Here is a 20,764-nt window from a genome sequence, read left to right on the forward strand (position 1 = left end):
GTGAGTTGGATAACTATCATAGATATTCTGTTATCCAGATACAAACAAGCCGTGCGATCCAATGGAGAGCACGGCTTGCTGCAATATGGTTGGGTTATTAAGCCAGTTTAGCGCGAACTAAACCACTTACTTTACCCATATCTGCGCGCCCTTGAATTTGTGGTTTAAGAACACCCATTACTTTACCCATGTCTTGCATGCCCGCAGCTCCAGATTCCGCAACTGCAGCTTCAATAAGCTGAGCCACTTCGTCATCAGATAGCGGTTGAGGCATAAAATCCTCAAGTACAGTAATTTCAGCGCTTTCCACATCGGCTAAGTCTTGACGACCCGCTGATTCGTATTGAGCGACAGAGTCGCGACGTTGTTTAACCATTTTGGTCAGCACAGCAATAATGTCGTCGTCGTTCAGAGTGATCTGTTCATCGACTTCACGTTGCTTAATGGCTGACAAAGCTAAACGAATAGTACCAAGGCGCAATTTGTCCTTGGCTTTCATCGCTAATTTTTGCTCGTCTTTGAGTTTATCAATTAGAGCCATAACTATAATCCTTTAGGACTTAGTTATTAGTACAGGCGAACGCGACGAGCGTTTTCGCGAGCTAGCTTCTTAGCGTGACGCTTTTGAGCAGCTGCTTTAGCGCGTTTGCGAACTGTAGTTGGTTTTTCGTAGTGCTCACGACGACGCACTTCAGAAAGGATACCTGCTTTTTCGCATGAGCGCTTGAAACGACGTAGTGCAACGTCGAACGGTTCGTTTTCACGTACTTTAACTACTGGCATATGCCTTTCACCTCAGGGGTTAATTCGTTAACGCTGGCATTGGCAGTCCGAACGACTCTGTTCGGTCTATAACCAGCTTGATCAAAAATGGTGCGGAATTTTAATCCGATCACTATGGCTTTGTAAAGCACTTTGTCGAGTATATACCCATGTATTGCTTAGGGGTAGGTTGAGGTAATAAGCTTTATCTACAAAGGCTTTAGGGTGTATCGGTGCTTATTATTTTTAAATCAGCGTGTTAGTGCAGTTATTCAACCGCAGAGCACGCGAGGAAATCGAGTCTCGCTTACGCGAGGTGGACACGGTATTGAGCGGTGGAAATTGGTTTTTCCGCGGTGTTGAGTTGGTCAAAGCATAGACAATAAAAGTAACAATCCCATTTGTACAAAATTTGTTTGCAAGACGAAGGCGAGTTAAGATTGCCCCCAATTTGCAATTAATCAAGAAACATCCCGAGTAGACCATGCGTATTATTGGTATCGAAACTTCCTGTGACGAAACAGGTATTGCCATCTATGATGACGAGAAAGGCTTACTTTCTCACCAGCTTTATAGCCAGATCAAACTGCATGCCGATTACGGCGGTGTTGTGCCAGAACTTGCATCACGTGATCATGTGAAGAAAACGATCCCATTGATCAAAGCGGCCTTGGCAGAAGCAAACTTAGAGCCAAAAGACATTGATGGTATTGCCTATACTGCAGGTCCTGGTCTTGTTGGGGCGCTATTGGTTGGTGCAACGATCGGTCGCAGCCTTGCTTACGCTTGGGGGGTACCAGCCGTGCCTGTTCACCATATGGAAGGCCACTTGCTCGCCCCAATGCTAGAAGATAACCCACCCCCATTCCCATTTGTTGCGGTATTGGTATCCGGTGGTCACTCGATGATGGTTGAAGTTAAGGGTATTGGTGAATACAAGATCCTTGGTGAATCCATTGACGACGCGGCAGGCGAAGCCTTTGATAAAACCGCCAAGTTAATGGGCTTAGATTACCCAGGTGGTCCGCTGCTATCTAAATTGGCAGAAAAAGGCACGCCTGGTCGTTTCAAATTCCCACGCCCAATGACGAACGTGCCAGGTTTGGATATGAGTTTTTCTGGTCTTAAAACCTTTACTGCAAATACCATCGCAGCCAATGGTGATGACGAGCAAACTCGCGCGGATATCGCTTTGGCGTTTGAAGAAGCGGTATGTGGCACCTTGGTGATAAAATGTAAGCGCGCATTGGATCAAACAGGCTTTAAACGCATTGTAATTGCGGGCGGTGTAAGTGCGAATAAGCGTTTACGTGCTGAGTTAGGCAAGTTAGCACAGAAGGTTGGTGGTGAAGTGTATTATCCTCGCACTGAGTTTTGTACTGACAACGGCGCAATGATCGCATACGCGGGCATGCAACGTCTGAAGAATGGTGAAGTAGCGGATCTTTCTGTGACCGCGAAACCTCGCTGGCCAATTGATCAATTGGATCCGATCGCTTAAGTCATTTGGCTTTGCTCGTGGATCTTTAAGTAAAGATCCCAATGATTAAATAAAAAAGGTCGCCTTATTTGCGACCTTTTTTATCTTTGAACTGACAATAATAATCAATGGATAGAGTTATGAATAAATTTACGATTGACGGCAAACAAATGGCGTACCTCGACGTGGGTCAAGGTCCAGTTCTACTGTTTGGTCACAGTTACTTGTGGGACAGTAAGATGTGGGCGCCGCAAGTGGCGCATCTTAGCCAATCGTATCGCTGCATCGTGCCTGAATTTTGGGCGCACGGTGAGTCAGATTTTGCACCACAAGCAACTCGTTCATTGCAAGATTACGCTCAACATATCCTTGGTTTACTTGACCACCTTGAAATTCAACAATGTACTATGGTCGGCCTATCTGTTGGCGGTATGTGGGGGACTGAATTAGTTACGCTCGCCCCGACAAGAGTGAAAGCTTTAGTGTTGATGGATACGTTTGTAGGCTTAGAGCCAGAAGTTACCCACAAAAAATACTTCGCTATGTTGAGTACGATTGATAAAGAGCAAGCAGTACCTCAAGCGATTATCGATGCAGTCGTGCCGCTATTTTTTGCTCATAACGTCACTCAAGATAATCCACACTTGGTAGCCGAATTTACTGCTAGCCTTGCTGCATTAAAGGGAGATCAAGCTCGAGAGATTGCTCGAATTGGTCGTATGGTCTTTGGTCGACGCGATCAAATTGAAGAGGTTGAGAACTTTGCTTTACCGACTCTGATTGCGGTAGGGCAAGAAGACAAGCCAAGGCCTGTTCTTGAGTCCTATTTGATGCTCGATTGCATTGATTGCTCTGAGTTAGTGCAAATTCCTAATGCGGGGCATATTTCTAATCTTGAACAACCAGAAATTGTTAACCAGATGCTAGAAAGCTTTCTATCTCGAGTTCATGCTAAGTGATTTGTTTCTGTTATACCAAACAATAAAACAGGCCTCATTCTGAGGCCTGTTTTATTTGTTCATCATCTTGCTTGCTATTACTGATCTTCTTCTCACCAAGTTTCGGTTCTGTTCCATCGTAGAGACGACGAATGTTTTGGTGATGTTTAAAGACAATCAAACAACACAACATGGCAACGGGCAATGTATATTGCGGTTTGATCATCCATGTATACATAGGAGCCAGTAGCACGGTAACTAAAGCGGCGAGTGAAGAGTAGCGGAAGGTTAGTGCAATCACCAACCAAGTTGCGATGACCATCGCAGTAAGATCTAAGCCGATAGGAGCGATTGCACCAAGCGCAGTGGCCACCCCTTTTCCACCTTTAAAATGGAAAAATAGCGGGTACATGTGACCTAGGCAAGCAGCAATAGCAACCAAACCAAGCATGATAGGTTCTATATTAAGGAAATAGCCGCCCCAGACAGGAATGGTACCTTTTAGCATGTCGCAGACCAGAACAGAAAGCGCTGCTTTTCGTCCGCCAATACGTAAAACGTTTGTCGCGCCAGGGTTGTTAGAGCCCACTTTTCGCGGATCTGGCAGTCTCAGAACTCGGCAGATCAAAACCGCACTTGAGATCGAACCTAACAAGTAGGCTGAGATGATCATGGCAAGTGCTAAAGGGGTCATAAGGCTCAACTCGATAAATCAGATATTTGGATGCAACCCTTGATAGAGGCTAATGAGATCTCAATGCAGGATTCATCGGCATGTTACTCGCATATCTAGGTTACTTGGGTATATCATATCGCGCTTGTCGTGAGCAAACTACTCGCGACAAACATTTGATAGCAAATAGTACGATTTTTTCTCTTGATTGGGTATCCGACCTGTACAGGAAGCAGTAAGTATGGACAAAGTATTTATCGAACAACTAGAAGTTATTACGACGATCGGTGTGTATGACTGGGAACAGGAAATCAAGCAAAAGCTCGTGCTTGATATCGAAATGGCGCACGATAACCGTCCGGCGGGTAAGAGTGATGACGTACAAGATGCACTGGATTACGCACAAGTGAGTGAAGCGGTTATTAATCATATTGTGAACGGTCGATTCCTTTTGGTTGAGCGAGTTGCGGAAGAGGTCGCCGAGTTAATCATGTCACGTTTTAATGTGCCTTGGATAAAAATCCGACTAACTAAACCAGGTGCTGTACCACAAGCTAAAGGCGTGGGGGTTGTGATCGAGCGAGGAAGTGTATGATCACTGCCTATATTGGCGTTGGCTCAAATTTGGAACGCAGAAAACATATTGAGGCAGCGATTGTTGAGTTGTCTCAGATTGGAGAAAATTTACGACTTTCAAGTATTTATGAATGCGATGCGGTTGGCTTTAACGGCGAGGCTTTTTACAATCTTGTCGTAGAAATGAAAACAAGCATGAAGTTGACGGATTTTTCACGCGCCCTTCGTAAAATCGAACTTAAATGGGGCCGCAAGGAAGATGCCGCGAAGTTCGAACCACGTACTTTAGATCTTGATATTATCCTGTTTGGCGACGAAATTTCGTCAGCAGAGCCTAAAATTCCGCGTGATGATATCTATCAGTATGGGTTTGTTATTCAACCACTTAGTGAACTATGTCCGAATTTGGTTGTCCCTAATGACGGACGAACAATTGCACAAATTTTCCAGCAAGCAAATCATCCCGAAGTGTTAAGTAAGGTGCTTCGTTGGTTCTAGTTTTTTCTTTTGGTGAGTATACATGGGTTATTTTGAAGCGTTTGTATTGGCATTAATTCAGGGTTTGACTGAATTTTTACCGATATCAAGTTCGGCGCATTTAATTCTGCCATCGGCAGTGTTTGGTTGGGCAGATCAAGGTTTAGCATTTGATGTTGCAGTACATGTTGGCACTCTAGCTGCTGTGATGATCTATTTTCGAAGTGAAGTGGTGAGTCTTCTCAGTGCTTTTTTTGCCTCCATTTTTAAAGGTGATAGAAGTAAGGAAGCAAAACTGGCGTGGATGATCCTATTGGCGACGATCCCCGCCTGTATTTTTGGTTTGTTGATGAAAGATATCATTGAGATCTATTTACGTAGTGCTTGGATCATCGCGACCACAACGATCATTTTTGGCCTTTTACTTTGGTATGTAGATAAAAACTCCGCTCTGTCTGACGATGAATATCAAACGACGGGTAAGAAAGCGCTATTTATCGGTATAGCTCAGGCTCTAGCGATGATCCCTGGAACTTCACGCTCCGGTGCGACGATCACGGCTGCACTTTATCTGGGCTTTACTCGTGAAGCGGCTGCTCGTTTTTCATTTTTGATGTCAATTCCGATCATTTTGCTTGCAGGTGGCTATTTAACGTTGCAATTGGTGGTGAGTGGCGAACCGGTTGATCTTACTGTTTTGGCAACAGGCATCGTTACGTCATTTATTAGTGCCTATATCTGTATTCATTTCTTCTTGAAGCTGATTTCGCGTATGGGTATGACGCCATTCGTTATTTATCGATTGATTTTAGGCTTTGGTTTATTTGCTCTACTAGCACTTAATTAATTCGCCTTAAACAAACTCTAACTGCAAGACCATATAACCCAATCTCGCGCCTCTCGCGACATTGTGGTATATATGTGGTCTTTCTTTTTTCTTTCCTAACAAAATTTTATGCGAGTTTTTGCACTGTTCTTATTGTTACTTTTAGGCTGGCTCCAGTACACCTGGTGGGCGGGCAAAAATGGTATGGCTGATTATCAAACCGTCAGCTCTGAGATTGAGGTGCAAAACCAAGTGAATACCAACCTAACCCTGCGCAATAACGAAATGTTTGCCGAGATTGATGACTTGCGCCAAGGATTAGATGCGATTGAAGAGCGTGCACGACATGAACTTGGCATGGTGAAAGAGGGAGAAACCTTTTATCGCATGATCGGAGAAGAGCACGAATAATGACAACTATGAACTCTCCATCTATTGTCGCGATTGTCCCTGCGGCTGGTGTTGGCAGTCGTATGAAAGCCAACAAGCCTAAACAGTACCTGACCATTGGTCAGTTAACCGTTTTGGAACACACCGTGTTTAAACTGCTTGCTCACCCCAAAGTGAGTAAAGTGGTAGTAGCGATCACTCAAGGTGACCCTTATTTTCCTGAGCTATCAATTGCGACTCATCCTGATGTGGTGCGTGTTGATGGCGGCAGCGAACGTGCGGACTCTGTGTTATCTGGATTGCAGTATGTTGAGCAGCAGCAACTCAGTGAATGGGTGATGGTACATGATGCGGCGCGACCATGTGTGCGTGAGGCAGATTTAAATACACTGATAGAAGTATCGCAAGCGCATGCGGTAGGCGGCATTTTGGCCTCGCCTGTGCGTGATACGATGAAACGCGCTAATAGTGGACAAAATATTGATCACACTGTTGAGCGTGAAGCGCTGTGGCATGCGTTAACCCCACAAATGTTTAGAACAACTCAGCTTACGCATAGTTTATCTGCTGCTTTGGCGGCGGGTGCTATCATTACAGATGAAGCATCAGCGCTAGAATGGGCAGGATTACAGCCTGCACTGGTGCAAGGTTCTGCTGATAATATTAAGATCACTCAACCGGAAGATTTAGCGTTAGCCGAGTTCTATCTTGAGCGAAATAAAGGATAACCCATGATACGAATTGGTCACGGCTTTGATGTACACAAATTTGGTGGTGAAGGCCCGGTAATTATCGGCGGTGTTGCTGTTCCATACGAGCAAGGTTTGATTGCTCACTCAGATGGTGATGTCGCACTCCACGCGCTAAGTGACGCGCTATTGGGCGCGATTGCCGCTGGAGATATTGGCCGCCATTTTCCTGATACCGATGATAAATGGAAAGGAGCAGATAGCCGTATGCTGCTGCGTGACGTCTATCGCCGAGTGAAGGAGCAAGGTTACGTATTAGGTAACGCTGACGTTACCATTATGGCGCAAGCACCAAAAATGGCACCGCATATAGAGAGTATGTGTGTCGCTATTGCACAAGATTTAGAAACCGAGATTGGCAACGTTAACGTCAAAGCGACCACAACAGAGCGTCTTGGCTTTACTGGTCGTAAAGAAGGCATCGCTTGTGAAGCGGTGGTATTACTGATCAAACAAAACTAATTAAAATCGCTTATTACATGAAGTGATAGGTGATGGAATCAATCATGTCAGATATTTTATCTTCGCTAGCTTATTTAAATGGCAAACCAACCGCTCAAGGCAAACTGAAATTAAAGCCAGAGCACTTTCAAGTCTATGAAAACCTAGGTTTTGATTTTACCGGTGAAGGTGAGCACTTGATGGTGCGCATCCGTAAAACCGGTGAGAACACTAGCTTTGTCGCCAATGAATTAGCAAAAGCGTGTGGTGTAAAATCGAAAGATGTCAGCTGGGCAGGTCTTAAAGACCGTCATGCGGTGACAGAGCAATGGCTAAGTGTGCACTTACCTAAAGGTGAGATGCCAGATTTTAGCGCTTTCCTTACGCAGTACCCGTCAATTGAGATTGTTGCAACCGATCGTCACAACAAAAAGCTCCGCCCTGGCGATCTGGTTGGCAACGAGTTTGTCGTGACATTAGCTGAAGTGAGTGATGTTGATGATGTCCTTGCGCGTCTAGAAAAAATCGCTCAAACCGGCGTGCCAAATTATTTTGGCAACCAGCGTTTTGGTCATGATGGCAATAATGTCACAGAAGCGCGTCGTTGGGGACGTGATAATGTACGTACTCGCAATCAGAACAAACGCAGTCTATATCTTTCTGCAGCACGCTCTTGGATTTTCAATGGCATTGTTTCGGCACGTATCGAGCAAGGTGCGTTCGAGCAACCATTAGAAGGTGATGTTGTGCAAGCCGGTCGTGAACAACGTTTGGTTGAGCAAAGTAATCTCGCTGAAATGAGCGAAAAGATCACTCTAGGTGAATACCTAATCACTGCGGCGCTAGCGGGCGATAATGCACTGCCAACCCAAGCAAAAGCGCTAGAGATTGAACAGCCTCAATTGGATGCTGAGCCTGATTTAATGGCATTGATCCGTGGTAATCGCATGCGTCATGATCGCCGTGAGATTGCATTGAAAGCGCATAATTTAACCTGGCAAGTTGAAGGTAATGAGATCACTTTGCGCTTTGCACTGGACTCAGGTTGTTTTGCTACTGCTATCGTTCGAGAGTTAATTGAAGAGATTGAAGTGGAGCGCAGTTACTCATGAGTGAGTCACGCCTAAAAATTTTGCTCAGTAATGATGATGGAGTACATGCTGAAGGGATTCATACTTTAGCAAAAGCTTTGGCGTCGTTTGCGGATATTACTATCGTTGCCCCCGATCGTAATCGATCGGGAGCGTCTAACTCATTAACGTTAGAACAGCCATTACGTGTCACCGAAATAGCGCCTAGTGTCTATTCAGTGCAAGGCACACCGACAGATTGTGTCCACTTTGCGCTGAATGAACTAATGAAAGATAACCTGCCAGATTTGGTGTTATCCGGCATCAATCATGGCGCTAACTTGGGTGATGACGTGCTTTATTCCGGCACGGTTGCGGCGGCGATGGAAGGGCATTTTTTAGGTGTTCAAGCGATTGCGCTCTCTCTAGCCGGTAAAGTGAACTTTGCCACCGCGGCACAAGTCGCGGTTGAATTGGTTAAGCAGCACCTTAAACAGCCGATTCCGACCAATCGTTTGCTAAATGTCAATATTCCTGATCTTCCGTATGCGGATTTAGCGGGAACGGTGGTGACTCGTTTGGGGGCTCGCCATCACGCTGAAGATATGATTAAACAAAAAGACCCGCGAGGGCATGATATCTATTGGCTTGGTCCTCCGGGTAAAGAGCAGGATGCAGGTGAAGGTACAGACTTTTTTGCTATCGAACATGGCTTTGTCTCTATTACACCATTGCAAGTAGATTTAACAGCTCATGAGTCAATCGGAGCGATGTCTCACTGGTTAAAAGGTAATTAACAATGGCAAACCCACATGCCGACAAATTGATGCAGTTTCTTGTCGCGAGTGGCATTCAAAACCAAGCGGTACTGGAAGCGATCTATCGACTTCCTCGCGAAAGCTTTGTATCACAAGCTATGATGCATCAAGCTTATGATAACAATGCATTACCGATTGGCCATGGACAGACTATCTCACAGCCATATATCGTGGCAAAGATGACGGAAATGCTTGAACTTAAGCGTGAAAGTAAAGTCCTAGAGGTGGGAACTGGTTCCGGATATCAAACCGCAGTATTAGCGCAGTTAGTTGATCATGTGTATTCCGTGGAGCGAATTAAGGCGTTGCAGTGGGATGCCAAACGTCGTCTAAAGCAGCTTGATATCTACAATATATCGACGAAACATGGTGATGGATGGCAAGGTTGGTCAGCGAAAGCGCCGTTTGACGCCATCATTGTGACGGCGGCTGCGGAAAATATTCCTCATGACCTACTCGAGCAATTGTGTGATGGCGGTATTTTAGTCATCCCAGTTGGCGTTGACGAACAACAGTTGTTAAAGATTACCCGTCATGGGCATGACTATCTAACAGAAGTAATAGAAATGGTGCGTTTTGTGCCTTTGATTGCAGGTGAACTCGCTTAATCATGCGTAATAAGTCTAATTCATTAATGATATTTGCTTTGAGTAGCATTCTTGCAGGATGTGCTGCTCACTCCCCCGCACCCGTATCAAGTTTGAATAAAGATTATGACTCGATCTCCCGTGGGAGTTATCGAGGCAGTTACTATGAAGTTAAAAAAGGCGACACGCTCTATTTTATAGCCTATGTCACAGATAAAGATGTAAACGAGATCGTTCGTTACAATCAATTGTCGGCTCCGTACACTATTTATCCAGGGCAAAAGTTGAAGCTTTGGCAACCGGCTTATCGTCCGCCTGCCTATGCAGGTACTGGGGCGGGCGCATCATCAACTAAAGCGGTAGCAGTGGCTTCATCGACTGCTGTTGTAAAGCCAGTGGTTTCGAGTAAAAACTCGAATCAACAAGTTGCAAAACAAAAGACCAACAATACTAAACCAGTGGCACAAAAAACTGCGACAAAAGGGGTTGAACAATCTAAACCAAAGGAGTATGTTGAAACCAAGGGTAAACAAAACGTTAACAAAACTGTCAATAACACGACACCTGCTAACAGTAAAGTTACCAAGTGGTTATGGCCAACTAAAGGGAGAGTGATTAAAAACTTTTCGTCGGGAGACCAGGGAAATAAAGGCATTGATATCGCGGGACAACGCGGACAAGCAATACAATCTACAGCCGCTGGTACCGTCGTATATTCAGGTAATGCGTTAAGAGGTTATGGAAACCTCGTCATAATAAAACATAACGATAAATTTTTGAGCGCCTATGCGCACAACGACAAGTTGCTAGTAAAAGAAGGTCAGAGTGTTAAATCAGGCCAAAAAATTGCAACTATGGGCAGTTCAGGAACCAACAGTGTTCGCTTGCACTTTGAAATTCGCTACCAAGGTAAGTCGGTCAATCCGAAACGTTACCTACCATAACATTTGCTAACAGAGATCTATCAAGGACATGAGATGTTTTGAAATGTCTTGCTAACTCGCCAGGGGGAGGCGCTATGAGTATCAGCAACGCAGCAGCAAAAGTAGAAGAGTTTGACATCGAAAGCACGGAAAGCTTTGAGTCCGAATCACAACTCGATCAAAAGAACACCACATCCAATGAAACTGAAAAAGAAGAGTTTGAAGTATCGAATAAAAATCTCGATGCCACTCAACTATATCTTGGGGAAATCGGTTTCTCACCACTACTAACCGCAGAAGAAGAAGTACTTTACGCTCGACGAGCATTACGTGGCGATGAAGCGGCACGTAAACGTATGATTGAAAGTAACTTACGTTTGGTAGTCAAGATTTCTCGTCGCTACAGCAATCGTGGTTTAGCGTTACTCGACTTAATTGAAGAAGGTAACTTAGGCTTGATTCGAGCGGTAGAGAAGTTTGATCCAGAGAGAGGCTTCCGCTTTTCAACCTACGCAACATGGTGGATTCGTCAAACCATTGAGCGTGCATTGATGAATCAGACTCGTACGATTCGCCTACCTATTCATGTCGTAAAAGAGCTCAATATTTATCTGCGTACTGCTCGAGAGCTATCGCAAAAGCTTGACCATGAACCGACCGCAGAAGAGATTGCCACGCAGCTTGATAAGCCAGTGGATGACGTGAGTAAAATGTTACGTCTCAACGAGCGTATTAGCTCTGTTGATACGCCAATCGGTGGTGATGGTGAAAAAGCACTGTTAGATATTATTCCAGATGTGAAACATTCCGATCCGGAAGTTTCAACGCAAGATGATGATATCAAGAGCTCACTGATTAATTGGCTTGATGAACTTAACCCTAAGCAAAAAGAAGTTTTAGCTCGCCGTTTTGGTTTGCTAGGGTATGAGCCATCAACGCTTGAAGAAGTTGGTCGTGAGATTAATTTAACTCGCGAGCGAGTGCGTCAGATTCAAGTGGAAGGTCTACGTCGTCTACGTGAGATTCTTGTGAAACAAGGCTTAAGCATGGAAAACCTGTTTAACGTTGAAGACGACTAATAATTGTAAATAGAGCGCAAAACGCCTTGGCTAGCCAAGGCGTTTTTGTATCTTCAATATGAACTTACGGTTTAACTAGCTTGTTTGAGTTTGGGAAAAACCTTTACCAGTTTGATGCGGTTTTCTTCTAGCTCAACAATCTCCATAGGATGCCCAGAGACTTGCACACTGAGATGGCTTTCAGGAATATCTTCTAAGTGCTCTAAGATAAGGCCGTTTAATGTGCGAGGACCATCGGTTGGCAATTTCCACTTAAGTCCTTTGTTGATATCGCGAATATTCGCGCTACCTTCGATTAAAAAGCTACCGTCGCCTTGTGGAATGATCTCTTCCGATAAACTTGGCGCAATAGAAGTTGTAAATTCGCCAACAATCTCTTCTAAGATATCTTCTAGGGTGACTAAACCAATAATGTCACCATATTCATCTACAATCAGACCAATGCGCTGTTTCTTACGTTGAAACTTAAGCAGCTGAACATTGAGCGGTGTTCCTTCAGGGATGAAGTACACTTCATCGGCTGCGCGTAGTAGTTGCTCTTTAGTGAACTGATTCTTTTCCAACATTAAGCGGTATGCTTCTCGTAGACGCAGCATACCTACCGCTTCATCGATTTGATCTCGGTATAACACCACTCGACCGTGAGGAGAATGAGTAAGTTGACGTACAATCGACTTCCAATCGTCATTGATATCGATACCGGTAATTTCGTTTCTCGGCACCATAATGTCATTTACGGTGACATTTTCGAGGTCGAGAATCGAGACCAGCATATCTTGGTGGCGACGAGGAATAAGGCTGCCAGCTTCATTAACTACCGTTCGTAACTCTTCTGAACTTAAGTGATCCTCATCCCCATGGCTCGCTTTTACGCCCAGTAGGCGAATGAATCCATTGGTAATAAAGTTTACCAAAATCACTAAAGGAGAAAGTACTTTCATTAATAGTGATAGTAGAACGCTGCTGGCATAGGAAACGCGTTCAGGATAAAGCGCGGCAAGTGTTTTTGGGGTGACTTCAGCGAAGACTAAGATAACTAAGGTAAGGGCACCAGTGGCAATGGCAACACCGATGTCACCATAAAGGCGCATACCAAGAATGGTAGCGATAGCAGAAGCGAGAATATTGACGAGGTTGTTACCGATTAGAATAAGTCCAATTAAGCGATCGGGTCGGTCGAGTAGCTTTTCTACCCGTCTGGCACCTTTATGACCACTATTGGACAAGTGTTTTAATCGATAGCGATTCAGAGCCATCATGCCGGTTTCTGAACCTGAAAAATAACCTGAAATTACTATGAGACACGCGAGTAGCGCAAACAAGATACCCGTTGATATGTCGTCCAAAACTTACCTGTTCCTTGAGATGTTTAGATTAATTTATGACCTAACTGTTGCTGTAAGTCAATGATGGTAGAGTGAAAACTCATTTATGAAAAAAGGTGCATTATTGCACCTTTAATTAGTTGAGAATGATCTCACGCACAAAACGACTGCCAAAATAGGCAATGGTGAGTAATGTTGCTCCTGCGATGGCAAACCATGTCACCTTCTTACCGCGCCATCCTCTTTGGTAATGTCCCCAAATCAAGACTGAATAGATCACCCAAGCGATAAAGGAAAGAATCGCTTTATGTGCTTTACCTTGGGCAAACATGTCATGAACAAAAGTAAAGCCAGTGAGAAGAGTCGCGGTGAGCAGCAAATTACCGATTAAGATGATCTTAAAGAGCTGACGCTCGATTAGCATCAGTGGTGGCACATTTGGATTGATGACCAGCGCTTTTTTGGCTTTTAAGCGATTATCCAACCAAGCCAGTTGCAGAGCATAAAGCGCTCCGATTGTCAGAGTAGAATATGAGAATAACGCCAAGGAAATATGAATCAGTAACTTAGGGTCGTTCTCGAAATGAGTAACATAGCTACTTGGTAATAAGGTGGCCGCGAGTAAGTTAATGGCAGAAAAACTGTAGACGACAGGTAAGATAAACCACAAGCGGGTTTTAAGCATCGCGCCGCTCATTACGAGAGAGATAATAAAGCTAATTAAAGACGCAACATTGAGAATACTAAGGTTTTGTCCTGAGCCCGAAAAGATAAGATCGGCCAATGACCAAGCGTGAAATACCAAGGCGAGTATGGCACTAACCAAAACAGTTTTTGCTCGAATACCTGTTTGATGAACTAATCCAGGTATGATCGTGGCAATTGCCAAGATATAGAGAATTGCTGCGCTTACAGCGACTAAGTTGTCCATTACTCTCGATTAAGCTGGTGGATTTTTAACAAATTATACCCTGCATCAAGCTTTTGGGCTATGGGGTAACAAGTAGGAATTGCGAGAGATGAGATATCAAATTCCAATCGGCTAGTGCCAAGCGAGGGTTGGCTAAGGTATACTCATAGTAATTTATCGCCGAATTTAGCGAAGAGAACAAGATGTTTGAGAATTTAACGGATCGCCTATCCCGTACCCTGAAAAACATCAGTGGTAAAGGGCGTCTTACCGAAGACAATATTAAAGAAACCCTGCGTGAAGTGCGTATGGCGTTACTTGAGGCAGATGTAGCACTGCCTGTTATACGTGAATTTATCAACCGTGTAAAAGAGAGCGCGGTCGGTGTTGAAGTTTCTAAATCGCTCACACCAGGTCAAGAGTTCATTAAAATCGTTCAAGCTGAACTTGAAGCGGTTATGGGTGAATCTAACGAAGCTCTCAATCTAGCGGCTCAGCCTCCAGCGGTTATTCTGATGGCTGGCCTGCAAGGTGCAGGTAAAACCACCTCGGTCGGTAAACTATCTAAGCTTCTAAAAGAGCGCGATAAGAAGAAAGTTCTTGTTGTGTCTGCCGACGTTTATCGTCCTGCAGCGATTAAACAGCTAGAAACTCTAGCCGCTGACGTAGAGGTGGATTTCTTCCCGTCGTCAGCCGATCAAAAACCGATTGATATTGCTAACGCAGCCATTGACCATGCGAAGAAGAAGTTCTACGACGTTCTAGTTGTCGATACTGCAGGTCGTTTGGCGATAGATGAGCAGATGATGTCAGAGATCCAAGATCTGCATTCTGCTATTAATCCCGTTGAGACTCTATTCGTTGTTGATGCAATGACGGGTCAAGATGCGGCGAACACAGCAAAAGCCTTTGGTGATGCACTGCCTCTAACGGGTGTGATCCTAACTAAGGTGGATGGTGATGCTCGTGGCGGTGCTGCGCTTTCAGTTCGTCATATCACGGGCAAACCAATCAAGTTCTTGGGTGTTGGTGAAAAAACCGATGCTCTGGAGCCATTCCACCCTGATCGCGTCGCTTCACGTATTCTTGGCATGGGTGACGTACTGTCGCTTATTGAAGATCTGCAACGCAATGTTGACCATGAAAAAGCAGAGAAACTGGCGAAGAAGTTCAAAGAGAAGAAAGGTTTCGACTTAGAAGACTTCCGCGAACAGCTTGGTCAAATGCAAAACATGGGCGGTATGATGGGTATGCTAGACAAACTACCAGGTATGTCTCAGTTACCAGCAGATGTAAAAGATAAAGTTGATGACAAGATGTTCAAACAGATGGAAGCGATCATCAGCTCAATGACGATGAAAGAACGTCAGCGCCCAGAAATCATCAAAGGTTCACGCAAGAAACGTATCGCAGCGGGTTCTGGTGTTCAGGTACAAGACGTTAACCGCTTGCTAAAACAGTTCACCCAAATGCAGAAGATGATGAAGAAGATGCAAAAAGGTGGCATGAAAGGCATGATGCGCAACATGCAAGGCATGATGGGCGGCATGGGTGGTGGCGGTGGCTTCAACCCATTTGGTCGATAATTACCCATACCTAATTGAAGTTTCAAGGTGTTAGCTAGCTCACATACTTATTAGCCAATTTGTGGTGGTGAAAAAATAGCTAAAGACCTTGCATTGCTCCGGAATAAGAGTAAAATTCCGGAGCTTTATTTTGGCACGAGACCCCAAACTGTTTAATAAAATTGGACGGTTATTGGGGTTAATTTTATTTTTGAGAAAGCAAAGAGGACGACATGGTAACCATTCGTTTGGCACGTCACGGCGCTAAAAAGCGTCCATTTTATCAAATCGTAGTTGCGGACAGCCGCAACGCATCAACTGGCCGTTTCATCGAGAAAGTTGGTTTCTTTAACCCAACTGCTCAAGGTCAAGAAGAAGGTCTACGTCTAGACCTAGACCGCGTTAACCACTGGGTTGGTCAAGGCGCGTCTCTATCTGACCGCGTTGCTAAGCTAGTTAAAGACGCTCAAAAAGCGGCTTAATTCTTACCAGAAGAAGAAATTAGCTTATGTCGATGAAAGGTAAAGAAGCAGTGAGTAATGACAAGATTGTTGTAGGCAAGTTTGGTGCTACTTACGGCATTCGTGGTTGGCTCAAGGTTTTTTCCTACACAGACAATGCTGAAAACATCTTTGATTACAGCCCTTGGTTTTTAAACCAAAAAGGCGTGTGGGTTGAGCACAAAGTAGAGAGCTGGAAACGTCATGGCCAAGGTTATGTATGTAAGCTAGCAGGTTTGGATGTGCGCGAAGAAGCGCAACTTCTAACTAACTTTGAAATTGCTATTGACCCTGCGGTACTACCAGAATTGTCATCAGATGAATTCTATTGGCGTGAATTGTTTGGTATGCAAGTTGTGACCACGAAAGGTTACGATCTAGGTATTGTTTCTGACATCCTAGAAACTGGCTCAAACGATGTTCTAGTAGTTAAAGCAAATCTTAAAGATGCTTTCGGGCAAAAGGAACGATTAATTCCGTTCCTTACAGAGCAAGTGATCATCAAAATTGATCGCGAAGCTCAACGGATCGAAGTTGACTGGGATCCTGGATTCTAATCACCCCAATTACAGAGCGAGATAAACATGTGGGTTGGCGTAATTAGCCTTTTTCCTGAAATGTTCCGTTCTGTTACTGATTTTGGGGTAACAGGTCAAGCGGTAAAGAAAGGTCTTTTGTCTATTGAGACATGGAATCCTCGTGATTTCACTCATGACAAACATCGCACTGTTGATGATAGACCTTACGGTGGTGGTCCTGGCATGTTAATGATGGTGCAGCCTTTGCGCGATGCCATTCATACAGCCAAACAGGCATCACCGGGTAAGACGAAAGTGATTTACCTATCGCCTCAAGGTCGTAAACTCGACCAAAAAGGGGTTGAAGAGCTGGCAACAAACGAGAACTTGCTTCTTATTTGTGGTCGCTACGAAGGGGTAGATGAGCGCATCATTCAATCCGAAGTTGACGAAGAATGGTCAATCGGTGATTTTGTGATGACCGGGGGAGAGATCCCAGCTATGACGTTAATTGACTCAGTCTCAAGGTTTATTCCTGGGGTACTTGGAGACTTTGCGTCGGCAGAAGAAGATTCTTTTGCCAATGGCTTGTTAGATTGCCCTCACTATACGCGCCCTGAAGTGTTGAATGATAAAGAAGTACCTTCGGTACTGATGTCAGGCAACCATAAGGACATTCGTCGCTGGCGATTACAACAATCGTTAGGCCGTACTTGGCTAAGAAGACCAGAACTCCTGGAAAACCTAGCTCTGACTGACGAACAGGAACAATTACTGGCCGAATTCATTAAAGCGCATCGCGCTGATGAAAAGTAAGCAGTAACCTATTTTATTAAGTATCAGTTTATTCTAGGAATTTATTAAAATGAGTAACATCATCAAGGCTCTTGAAGAAGAGCAACTAAAATCAGGCCTACCTAAATTCGCACCAGGTGACACTGTTGTTGTACAAGTTAAGGTAAAAGAAGGTGAACGTGAGCGTCTACAGGCTTTTGAAGGCGTTGTAATCGCAATCCGTAACCGTGGCCTACACTCAGCTTTCACTGTACGTAAGATCTCTAACGGTGAAGGTGTTGAGCGTACGTTCCAAACACACTCTCCAATCGTTGATAGCATTGAAGTTAAACGCCGCGGTGCAGTACGTCGTGCCAAGTTGTACTACCTACGTGAGCGTTCTGGTAAGTCAGCTCGTATCAAAGAGAAACTTGCTAAGAAGTAATGCTATAACTAGCGTTCTCATAGTATTAGCGGAGACCAATTGGTCTCCGCTTTTTTATTTGCTTTTCTGCAAAGAAAAAGAGAGAACGCGCAGCGTTTCGAGAGTCGAGAAGCGGGAACGCTTCGCTTACGGAGTGGGGAACGCTCGGCTAAAGCCTCGCTGCGGGAAGAGAGTGACTAAAATCTCGTCTCTAAATTCTCATTTCTCAGCCATAAAAAAAAGCCGATGTACTCACATCAGCTTTCAATAAAATAATCCGTAATCCGTAATCCGTAATCCGTAATCCGTAATCCGTAATCCGTAATCCGTAAGCGAAGCGTTCCGTAGTTTACGTTCCCGCATCCGCAGCAAAGCTTGCTAGCTTTGCGTTCTCGCATCCGTAGTGAAGCTCTTGAGCTTCATGTTCCCGCTTCTATCAGTACTGATCTTCCGACCAGCCATCGCTATCTGACATATCCGGTGCACCAGCAATGCTGTTTTCTTCATCTGCCCATTCACCAAAATCAATCATTTGGCATTTCTTGCTGCAGAAAGGACGGAAAGGGCTCTCATCACCCCAAATAACTTCGGTGCCACATTGTGGGCAGGCCACTTTAGTAATTTTGCTCATAACAACTGTAATCGGTTGGAAAAGTTAAACGCAGTATAGCGGCTAGTTGCTATGTTAGCAGCAAACCGCCAATTGGAATTCAACGTCATCCGCATAAGCTTGACCGGTTTTGAAATCAATAAACTTGATAGCAAAACGGTTTTTATGGCCGGAAATCATCGGATAGACGCTGTAATGCATAGGAATGTTTAGGCGCAGAATATTGGCTTCTTCAGCATCACTTTGGAAAAAGGCACTCTGGGCGACTCGAGATTGGAAATGCCCTGTAGCGCGTGTTAAACGCAGCCATAGTTTAAGAGCATTTGACAATGAGTTTAGAGATTCTAGCCAGCTACGCGCATCTTGTTGCTTGTTTTCGCATGGTAAATGCAGCCAGTGGTGCAGCGCGGGCAAATCAAAACAGCATGAGCCACCAGGCAGGTTAAAGCGCTGGCGAATGGCGCTTAAAAAGCGGTCTTCTTTTAGGCTTTGCCCAAATCTCTCTGCGCTCATCAATTCGCTATGAACTTGATCGATTTCCAGCAGGATAGATTGCAACATTTCCTGATCGACACCCTCAACGTTGAGCCAAGTACGATAGGTAAGACGCTGCTTCTCGATATCCTTTGCCAGTTCACTCTTTAATTGGATTTGCTCAAAGATTTCGAGCAAATCAAACAGACCACGGAAGAAGTTCAAGTGCTGAAGTTCATCACTGAATTTCGATGACACGTCCAACTGATGTAGCAAAGCCTCTACACGAAGATAGATTCTGGTTTTTTCATTCAGCGGATGTTCGAAGGATTGCGTGGTCATTAAGCGGCGCCTTGATATTTTGTAGCTTTATTCTCACAGATTTGCCCTGCACATTTCTAGGTACTTTTTATGTAATTCTGTGATTTGGGGCAAAAGTTGTTGGTTTTGTGAATGGTTTTTAATCACATCGTTAGCAATTGCCAAGCGTTGTTGACGACTTGCTTGAGATTGCAGTATCGATTCGGCTTGCTGATGTGAAACACCATCACGATTCATAGTTCGTTCGATCTGAATCTTTTCATCCACATCGACAACTAAAATGTGGTCTGCCAACTCTTGTAAGTTGTTTTCTACCATCAATGGAATCACCAGTAGAGCATACTCTGAGGTGACTTGCTCTAGTTGTTGTTGCATATTGCGACGAATCATCGGATGCAGCAGGCTATCTAGCCATATTTTCTCATTTCTGTCGGCAAAGATAATTTCACGTAGGGCCGAACGATCTAGGCTTCCGTCTTCTAACAAGATTTCTCTTCCGTAGCGTTCGACAATCGCATTCAAACCATCGCTATTCGGTTCTACGACTTCGCGTGCTACGACATCGGCGTCGATGATGTCGATCGCAAACTGGTCGCGGAAAATATTGGCGACGGTAGTTTTACCACTGGCGATACCACCAGTTAATCCAATGACGAGTGCCATCTTATACTCCTAGTAGAAAACGGTAGTAATGGTTAAGAATGTTAGAACCCCAAAGCATCGCAACCCAACCCGCGATAGCGAGGTAAGGACCGAAAGGAAATGCCATATCAATACCTTTTTTCTGCATTCTCAATTGAATAATACCAAATACCAATCCGACGACAGAGGAAAGTAAAATGATCATTGGTAAATATTGCCAACCAAGCCAAGCGCCAAGAGCTGCGAGCAATTTAAAGTCGCCATAACCCATGCCTTCTTTGCCCGTAATCAGTTTGAAGCCCCAGTAGACACTCCATAGACAGAGGTAGCCGGCAATCGCGCCAATCACAGCATCCTGTAGGCTTACAGGGCTGATTCCGAGTAGCGATAAACTGATTCCTGCCCACATCAGTGGTAGAGTTAATTGATCAGGCAGCAGCATCGTATCAAGATCGATAAAAGTCGCGGCGATCAGCACAAATGTGAAGAACAGTAAGGCAATGGTAAAGGTGCTATAACCAAATTGCAGAGCAGTGAGTAAACACATGACAGCCGTGAGAGCTTCAATTAATGGATATCGGGCACTTATCTTACACTGACATTGACGACATTTTCCCCCTAGCAGCAACCAGCTAATGACAGGGATATTATCAAGGATACGAATAGGGGTATGACAACTTGGGCACGCTGAGCGAGGGATACTGAGATTATACGTACTGTTATCAACATCTAAGTTACAGTCTGGAAAAGTCTCATTGCATTCTTTGCGCCACTCTCGCTCCATCATGATCGGTAAGCGGTGGATGACTACATTAAGGAAGCTACCAACAATTAAACCAAAAACAGTGGCCAAAAAAGGAAATAGCCAAGGGTAGTGAATAAATACAGCCATAGATTACTCAGTATATGCAA

At 44.5% G+C, this 20,764-nt stretch carries 27 protein-coding genes; 18 read left to right on the forward strand and 9 right to left on the reverse strand.

What is annotated here, in order from left to right; all coding sequences use genetic code 11:
• Window positions 1-97: 97 nt before the first annotated feature.
• Window positions 98-541: a GatB/YqeY domain-containing protein gene (locus IRQ95_RS14290; protein ID WP_194437558.1), complete on the reverse strand. Its 444-nt coding sequence runs from the start codon at window positions 539-541 to the stop codon at window positions 98-100.
• Between the two features lie 26 nt (window positions 542-567).
• Window positions 568-783 (reverse strand): 30S ribosomal protein S21, encoded by a 216-nt coding sequence (gene rpsU / locus IRQ95_RS14295; RefSeq protein ID WP_001145625.1) that lies wholly within the window; start codon window positions 781-783, stop codon window positions 568-570.
• Window positions 784-1,246: 463 nt separating this feature from the next.
• On the opposite strand from rpsU, the gene tsaD reads away from it, so the two are divergent.
• Window positions 1,247-2,263, forward strand: a complete 1,017-nt coding sequence (gene tsaD, locus IRQ95_RS14300; RefSeq protein WP_194437559.1) for a tRNA (adenosine(37)-N6)-threonylcarbamoyltransferase complex transferase subunit TsaD — start codon at window positions 1,247-1,249, stop codon at window positions 2,261-2,263.
• A gap of 119 nt (window positions 2,264-2,382) precedes the next feature.
• Window positions 2,383-3,201, forward strand: a complete 819-nt coding sequence (locus IRQ95_RS14305) for an alpha/beta fold hydrolase (protein WP_194437560.1) — start codon at window positions 2,383-2,385, stop codon at window positions 3,199-3,201.
• A gap of 34 nt (window positions 3,202-3,235) precedes the next feature.
• Here the strand turns inward: IRQ95_RS14305 and plsY are convergent, their stop codons facing one another.
• A complete protein-coding gene (gene plsY, locus IRQ95_RS14310; RefSeq protein ID WP_194437561.1) occupies window positions 3,236-3,874 on the reverse strand; it encodes a glycerol-3-phosphate 1-O-acyltransferase PlsY in 639 nt (212 codons plus the stop codon).
• A gap of 220 nt (window positions 3,875-4,094) precedes the next feature.
• Between plsY and folB the strand changes: the two genes are divergently transcribed.
• The 11 genes from folB to rpoS all read left to right on the forward strand — a co-directional run bounded on the left by folB (window position 4,095) and on the right by rpoS (window position 11,789).
• Window positions 4,095-4,448: a bifunctional dihydroneopterin aldolase/7,8-dihydroneopterin epimerase gene (gene folB / locus IRQ95_RS14315; RefSeq protein ID WP_194437562.1), complete on the forward strand. Its 354-nt coding sequence runs from the start codon at window positions 4,095-4,097 to the stop codon at window positions 4,446-4,448.
• Entirely contained in the window at window positions 4,445-4,927 is a 483-nt protein-coding gene (gene folK / locus IRQ95_RS14320; RefSeq protein WP_194437563.1) for a 2-amino-4-hydroxy-6-hydroxymethyldihydropteridine diphosphokinase, read from the forward strand. The genes folB and folK overlap by 4 nt, the downstream gene beginning before the upstream one ends.
• A gap of 22 nt (window positions 4,928-4,949) precedes the next feature.
• Window positions 4,950-5,753: an undecaprenyl-diphosphate phosphatase gene (locus tag IRQ95_RS14325; RefSeq protein WP_194437564.1), complete on the forward strand. Its 804-nt coding sequence runs from the start codon at window positions 4,950-4,952 to the stop codon at window positions 5,751-5,753.
• A gap of 108 nt (window positions 5,754-5,861) precedes the next feature.
• Complete coding sequence (gene ftsB, locus IRQ95_RS14330) at window positions 5,862-6,143, forward strand: cell division protein FtsB (RefSeq protein ID WP_194437565.1); 282 nt, start codon at window positions 5,862-5,864, stop codon at window positions 6,141-6,143.
• Window positions 6,143-6,850, forward strand: coding sequence for a 2-C-methyl-D-erythritol 4-phosphate cytidylyltransferase (gene ispD, locus IRQ95_RS14335; protein ID WP_194437566.1), 708 nt, complete (start codon window positions 6,143-6,145; stop codon window positions 6,848-6,850). Before ftsB ends, ispD begins: the two co-directional genes overlap by 1 nt.
• Window positions 6,851-6,853: 3 nt before the next feature.
• The gene (ispF, locus tag IRQ95_RS14340; protein ID WP_194437567.1) at window positions 6,854-7,333 is read left to right on the forward strand and encodes a 2-C-methyl-D-erythritol 2,4-cyclodiphosphate synthase; all 480 of its coding nucleotides are present in this window, start codon (window positions 6,854-6,856) and stop codon (window positions 7,331-7,333) included.
• A gap of 44 nt (window positions 7,334-7,377) precedes the next feature.
• Window positions 7,378-8,424, forward strand: a complete 1,047-nt coding sequence (gene truD / locus IRQ95_RS14345; protein ID WP_194437568.1) for a tRNA pseudouridine(13) synthase TruD — start codon at window positions 7,378-7,380, stop codon at window positions 8,422-8,424.
• Window positions 8,421-9,179, forward strand: coding sequence for a 5'/3'-nucleotidase SurE (gene surE, locus IRQ95_RS14350; protein ID WP_194437569.1), 759 nt, complete (start codon window positions 8,421-8,423; stop codon window positions 9,177-9,179). The genes truD and surE overlap by 4 nt, the downstream gene beginning before the upstream one ends.
• Before the next feature lie 2 nt (window positions 9,180-9,181).
• Window positions 9,182-9,808, forward strand: a complete 627-nt coding sequence (locus IRQ95_RS14355) for a protein-L-isoaspartate(D-aspartate) O-methyltransferase (protein ID WP_194437570.1) — start codon at window positions 9,182-9,184, stop codon at window positions 9,806-9,808.
• A gap of 2 nt (window positions 9,809-9,810) precedes the next feature.
• The gene (locus tag IRQ95_RS14360; protein WP_194437571.1) at window positions 9,811-10,731 is read left to right on the forward strand and encodes a peptidoglycan DD-metalloendopeptidase family protein; all 921 of its coding nucleotides are present in this window, start codon (window positions 9,811-9,813) and stop codon (window positions 10,729-10,731) included.
• 74 nt (window positions 10,732-10,805) lie between these two features.
• The gene (rpoS, locus tag IRQ95_RS14365) at window positions 10,806-11,789 is read left to right on the forward strand and encodes an RNA polymerase sigma factor RpoS (protein WP_123782321.1); all 984 of its coding nucleotides are present in this window, start codon (window positions 10,806-10,808) and stop codon (window positions 11,787-11,789) included.
• Between the two features lie 71 nt (window positions 11,790-11,860).
• On the opposite strand, the gene IRQ95_RS14370 is transcribed toward rpoS, so the two are convergent.
• Window positions 11,861-13,135, reverse strand: coding sequence for an HlyC/CorC family transporter (locus IRQ95_RS14370; RefSeq protein WP_194437572.1), 1,275 nt, complete (start codon window positions 13,133-13,135; stop codon window positions 11,861-11,863).
• Window positions 13,136-13,250: 115 nt separating this feature from the next.
• A complete protein-coding gene (locus IRQ95_RS14375; RefSeq protein ID WP_194437573.1) occupies window positions 13,251-14,045 on the reverse strand; it encodes a cytochrome C assembly family protein in 795 nt (264 codons plus the stop codon).
• 182 nt (window positions 14,046-14,227) lie between these two features.
• On the opposite strand from IRQ95_RS14375, the gene ffh reads away from it, so the two are divergent.
• The 5 genes from ffh to rplS all read left to right on the forward strand — a co-directional run bounded on the left by ffh (window position 14,228) and on the right by rplS (window position 17,826).
• Entirely contained in the window at window positions 14,228-15,610 is a 1,383-nt protein-coding gene (gene ffh, locus IRQ95_RS14380) for a signal recognition particle protein (RefSeq protein WP_194437574.1), read from the forward strand.
• Window positions 15,611-15,822: 212 nt separating this feature from the next.
• Window positions 15,823-16,071 carry a 30S ribosomal protein S16 gene (gene rpsP, locus IRQ95_RS14385; protein WP_005593968.1) on the forward strand — a complete coding sequence of 83 codons (249 nt, stop codon included), beginning with the start codon at window positions 15,823-15,825 and terminating at the stop codon, window positions 16,069-16,071.
• A 26-nt stretch (window positions 16,072-16,097) separates the two neighbouring features.
• Complete coding sequence (gene rimM / locus IRQ95_RS14390) at window positions 16,098-16,646, forward strand: ribosome maturation factor RimM (protein ID WP_194437575.1); 549 nt, start codon at window positions 16,098-16,100, stop codon at window positions 16,644-16,646.
• A gap of 27 nt (window positions 16,647-16,673) precedes the next feature.
• On the forward strand, window positions 16,674-17,423 hold the full coding sequence (gene trmD / locus IRQ95_RS14395; RefSeq protein ID WP_194437576.1) for a tRNA (guanosine(37)-N1)-methyltransferase TrmD: 750 nt from the start codon (window positions 16,674-16,676) through the stop codon (window positions 17,421-17,423).
• A gap of 49 nt (window positions 17,424-17,472) precedes the next feature.
• The gene (rplS, locus tag IRQ95_RS14400; protein ID WP_159655596.1) at window positions 17,473-17,826 is read left to right on the forward strand and encodes a 50S ribosomal protein L19; all 354 of its coding nucleotides are present in this window, start codon (window positions 17,473-17,475) and stop codon (window positions 17,824-17,826) included.
• Window positions 17,827-18,241: 415 nt separating this feature from the next.
• On the opposite strand, the gene yacG is transcribed toward rplS, so the two are convergent.
• The 4 genes from yacG to IRQ95_RS14420 are packed head-to-tail and all read right to left on the reverse strand — an operon-like array spanning window position 18,242 to window position 20,744.
• The gene (gene yacG / locus IRQ95_RS14405; protein WP_194437577.1) at window positions 18,242-18,436 is read right to left on the reverse strand and encodes a DNA gyrase inhibitor YacG; all 195 of its coding nucleotides are present in this window, start codon (window positions 18,434-18,436) and stop codon (window positions 18,242-18,244) included.
• 54 nt (window positions 18,437-18,490) lie between these two features.
• Window positions 18,491-19,231 (reverse strand): cell division protein ZapD, encoded by a 741-nt coding sequence (gene zapD / locus IRQ95_RS14410; protein ID WP_194437578.1) that lies wholly within the window; start codon window positions 19,229-19,231, stop codon window positions 18,491-18,493.
• 33 nt (window positions 19,232-19,264) lie between these two features.
• Complete coding sequence (gene coaE, locus IRQ95_RS14415; protein ID WP_194437579.1) at window positions 19,265-19,873, reverse strand: dephospho-CoA kinase; 609 nt, start codon at window positions 19,871-19,873, stop codon at window positions 19,265-19,267.
• A 1-nt stretch (window position 19,874) separates the two neighbouring features.
• Entirely contained in the window at window positions 19,875-20,744 is an 870-nt protein-coding gene (locus IRQ95_RS14420) for a prepilin peptidase (protein WP_194437580.1), read from the reverse strand.
• Window positions 20,745-20,764: the final 20 nt, after the last annotated feature.

This window comes from Vibrio fluminensis, assembly GCF_015278125.1.
Taxonomy (GTDB): domain Bacteria; phylum Pseudomonadota; class Gammaproteobacteria; order Enterobacterales; family Vibrionaceae; genus Vibrio; species Vibrio fluminensis.